4 protein-coding genes are annotated in these 4,428 nt (G+C 72.2%); all 4 read left to right on the forward strand.

All coding sequences use genetic code 11. The annotated features are described in order from the left end of the window. Positions 1 to 1,423 (forward strand): PAS domain-containing sensor histidine kinase (locus FL311_RS41425; RefSeq protein ID WP_141333128.1); only part of this gene is annotated, 1,423 nt, incomplete at its 5' end. After that, a complete protein-coding gene (locus tag FL311_RS41430; protein ID WP_141333129.1) occupies positions 1,420 to 2,781 on the forward strand; it encodes a sigma-54 dependent transcriptional regulator in 1,362 nt (453 codons plus the stop codon). The genes FL311_RS41425 and FL311_RS41430, both read left to right, overlap by 4 nt. 109 nt (positions 2,782 to 2,890) lie before the next feature. Beyond that, the gene (locus FL311_RS41435) at positions 2,891 to 3,265 is read left to right on the forward strand and encodes a response regulator (RefSeq protein WP_046718138.1); all 375 of its coding nucleotides are present in this window, start codon (positions 2,891 to 2,893) and stop codon (positions 3,263 to 3,265) included. Between the two features lie 32 nt (positions 3,266 to 3,297). Further along, positions 3,298 to 4,428: transporter (locus tag FL311_RS41440; protein ID WP_228557433.1), on the forward strand; the 1,131-nt coding region annotated here is incomplete at its 3' end.

Consider the following 4,428-nt stretch of genomic DNA (forward strand, 5'->3'; position numbering starts at 1 on the left):
CTTCTACTGCACCCCCGTCATCGAGCGCACCACCGGCTACCCCGCCTCCGCCTTCGTCGAGCCCTCCCCCGGCGGCGGCCCGCCCCGCCTCTGGGCGGAGATGATCCACCCCGAGGACCGCGCGCGCTACCGCTCCCGCATCGAGTCGCTCGCCCCCGGCTCCGAGGTGGAGCTGGAGCACCGCCTCATCTGCGCCGACGGCCGCGTGCGCTGGGTCCGCAGCCGCGCCGCCGCCTCCGCCCGCGACGCCCTGGGCGAGCTCCACGTCGGCTGCGTCGTCACCGACATCACCGACCGCTACCTCGCGGACGAGCTGCGCCAGCGCCTCCACGACAGCTTCCGCCGCTCCGCCCAGGAGTGGACCCGCACCTTCGACGCCGTCGCCGCCCCCCTGCTCGTGCTCGGCGCCGACGGCGTCATCCACCGCCTCAACGCCCCGGCCTGCGCGCTGTTCGGCGGCCTGGACCCCTCCGGCCAGCCCCTGTCCACCGCCGCCAGCAGGCCGCCCTGGTCCAGCACCCCGCCCCTCATCGACGAGCTGCGCCGCACCCACGGCACCATCACCCGCGAAGTCACCGACCCGCACTCGCGCCGCACCTGGGAGCTGTCCGCCGCCTGGGTCGACGAGGCCGGAGGCGACGACTCGCGCATCATCCTGGTCGCCACCGAAGTCACCCGGCTGCTCGAGCTGCAGGCCAGCCTGCGCCGCAGTGAGACCATGGCCGTCATGGGCGCCATCGTCGCGGGCGTGGCCCACGAGGTGAGAAACCCCCTCTTCTCCATCTCCGCCGTGGTGGACGCGGTGGAGGCCACCGTGGGCCAGCGCGCGGACCTGGCCCCGTACATGGACGTCCTGCGCGGCGAGGTGCGCCGCTTGAACCACCTCACCCAGGAGCTGTTCGAGTACGGCCGGCCCACGCGCGGCGAATGGGTGGAGGGCCCCGTGCGCCCCGTCGTCGAGGAGGCCCTGGCCGCGTGCGCCCTCACCGGCGAGCAGGCCCGCGTGGCCGTGGCGCCGCTGCTCACCGAGGCCCTGCCGCCCGTGCGCATGGACTCGCGGCGGCTGTTCCACGTCTTCCGCAACGTGCTGGAGAACGCCGTGCAGCACTCCCCCGCGGGCGCCACCGTGCGCGTGTCCACCGCGGTGCTCGAGGAGGACGGCCGCGCCTGGGTGCGCTGCACCGTGCGCGACGGCGGACCGGGCTTCCGCGAGGAGGACCTGCCCCACGTCTTCGAGCCCTTCTTCAGCAAGCGCCGGGGCGGCACCGGCCTGGGCCTGTCCATCGTCCAGCGCATCCTCGAGGAGCACCAGGGCACCATCCGCCTGGGAAACCACCCCGAGGGTGGCGCCGAAGTCACCCTGCTGCTACCAGCGGTTTCCTCGCCTCCGGCCACCGTGCCCCTAGACTCGCTCGCCTCATGACCCGTACCCGCATCCTCCTCGTGGACGACGAGCCCGGCGTCCGGCTCGGCATGAGGGGCTATCTCACCGCCCACGGCTTCGACGTGGACGAAGCCCAGAGCCTCGCCGAGGCCCAGGAGGTCTTCCGCACGCACCGCCCCGACGTGGCCGTGGTGGACTACCGCCTCACGGACGGCACCGCCCTGGAGCTGCTCCCGCGCCTCAAGGAAATCGACGCGGCCGTGCCCCTGGTCGTCCTCACCGGCCACGGCTCCATCGAGCTGGCCGTGCAGGCCGTGAAGGAGGGCGCCGAGCAGTTCCTCACCAAGCCCGTGGAGCTCGCCGTCCTCAAGGTCGTGCTGGAGCGCCTGGTCGCCCAGCGCCGCGAGCGGCAGCGCCTGCGCGCGGACCTGTCGCGCACCGCGCGCGCCTCGGTGGACCCGTTCCTGGGCACCAGCGTCGCCATCCAGAACCTGCGCGCCGAGGCCGAGCGCATGCAGCACAGCGACAGCCCCGTGCTCGTCACCGGCGAGACGGGCAGCGGCAAGAGCGTGCTCGCGCGCTGGCTGCATGAAGGCGGCCCCCGCGCCGACGCGCCCTTCGTCGACCTCAACTGCGCGGCGCTGTCCAGGGACCTGCTCGACTCGGAGCTGTTCGGCCACGAGAAGGGCGCCTTCACGGGCGCGGTGGCGAACAAGCAGGGCCTCTTGGAGGTCGCCGACCGGGGCACGCTCTTCCTCGACGAGATTGGCGACATGGACCTCACCGTCCAGCCCAAGCTCCTCAAGGTGCTGGAGGAGAAGCGCTTCCGGAGGCTGGGCGACGTGCGCGACAGGCGCGTCGACGTGCGCCTCATCGCCGCCACCCACCAGGACCTGGGCACCGCCACCCGCGAGAAGCGCTTCCGCAGCGATTTGTACTTCCGCGTCAGCACCCTCATCCTCCACGTGCCCGCCCTGCGCGAGCGCCCCGAGGACATCCCCGTGCTGGCCCGGAGCTTCCTCGCGGAGATGGGCACCGCGCGCGGACGCGGCGGCGTGGGCCTCCTGCCGGACGCCGAGACGGCCCTGATGCGCTACGCCTGGCCCGGCAACATCCGCGAGCTGCGCAACGTCCTGGAGCGCGCCGTGCTGCTCTCCGGCGGCGGCGCCCTGTCCCGCGGCGACCTGCGCTTCGAGTCCTCCCCCGACGAGCCCGCCGCCGAGGATGACCTGACCCTCGAGGAGCTCGAGCGCCGCCACATCGAGCGCGTGCTTCGCCGGGAGAACGGCCACGTCGAGCGCGCCGCCGTCCGCCTGGGCATCCCCCGCTCCTCCCTCTACGAGCGCCTCAAGCGTTTGGGAATCAACAGATCTGGATTCCAGAAATCGGATCCGTGATCTGGACGCAAGGTGGACGAGGCACCGGGCGACAGCCCGCAAGTATCGGGAAAGTCGTATCGCGGGGGCCTGAGTACGGTTGGCCCCAGGCTTGCTCTCCGGCGGCCGCGTGTCTCAGAACCTCCTCATCGTCGATGACGAATCCACCCTGTGCTGGGTGTTGGGGCAGTTCTTCTCGGGGGCCGGCTACCGCGTGGACTCGGCACAGGCGCTCGATGAGGCGCTGGGGTTGATGACGACGGGCCGCTACGACCTGGTCATCAGCGACTTGCGGCTGAGCGGCACGCAGTCCGAGGAGGGGCTGGTGCTGGCGGACTTCGTGCGCCGCTTCACCCCGGACACCCGCGTGGTGCTGCTCACGGCCTTCGCTTCTCCGGAGCTGACGGCCCGGGCCCGTGAGCTCGGCGTCGACCTGGTCTTGCCCAAGCCGCAACCCCTGCCTTCCCTGGCCCAACACGTGTCGCAATTGTTGGCGGCACGTTGATGTGGGTGGTGCCCTTCTGGCACCGTCGGAGCATGCGAGTGCTTTTTCCTCCCACCCGCCCGTGGGCGTGGTTCGCGCTGGCGCTGTTGCTGGCGAGCGGCGCCCAGGCACAGATTCCCGCCTCCCAGGCCATCGACGTGCAGCAGTACAAGCCCGGCCCGGGCGCCTATGACGTGCTGGGGCTGCACGGCGCGCGCGTGGGCCGACACCTCGACTGGAACCTGGGGCTGTCGGTCAACTACGCGGATGACCCTCTGAACCTGCTGGACCCGAGGCGGGACGCGTTCGTCTACCGCATCGTCGACAGCCAGCTCACCGTGGACGTGCTGGGCGCGATTGCGCTGTTCGACTGGCTGGAGGTCGGCGTGGCGCTGCCCATCTCCACCACCACGTCGCAGCCCGCGGGTGAGGTGGCCCCGTCGCTGGCGCAGGGCGTGGATGCCACGGGCATCGGGGATTTGCGGCTGGTCCCCAAGGCGCGCCTCCTGTCGACGGACGGAGGCCTGCACCTGGCGGTGGCCGCGTCGGTGACGCTTCCCACCTCGGGAGGCGACGAGTTCCTGGGCTCCGACGGGCTCACCTTCCAGCCGAGGCTCATCGCCGAGTGGGCCACCGAGCGCGTGCGCCTGCTCGCCAACGTGGGCGTGAACCTGCGCGGCGAGGAGCGGCTGCGCAACCTGCGCGTGGGCAGCGAGTTCGCGTACGGAATCGGCGCCGAGGTGCCGCTCACCGAGAAGCTCTCGGTCGCCGCGACGCTCGCGGGCGCGCTGGGGTTGAAGGAGACGAACACGGAGGAGCGGCCCCTGGAGGCGCTCGGCGCGGTGAAGTACCGCTTCACCCGCGAGCTCGCGGCCCATGTGGGCGCGGGCCCCGGCCTCACCCGAGGCTACGGCACCCCGAGCTTCCGCGTGCTGGGCGGACTGAGCTGGACGGCATCCTCCGCGCCCTCTTCGGCCCCCGCGTGCGCGCTCGGCCCCGAGGACTACGACGGCTTCCAGGACGACGACAACTGCCTGGATCCGGATGACGACAACGACGGCATCCTCGATGGACCGGACGTGTGCCCCGGCGAGCCGGAGACCTTCAACGGCTATCAGGACGAGGACGGCTGCCCCGACTCGCCTGGCGAGCACGCTCCCGCGTCCGAGGACGCCCCCACCCAG

The organism is Myxococcus sp. AB025B (genome assembly GCF_006518215.1).
In the GTDB taxonomy this organism is placed as follows: domain Bacteria; phylum Myxococcota; class Myxococcia; order Myxococcales; family Myxococcaceae; genus Myxococcus; species Myxococcus fulvus.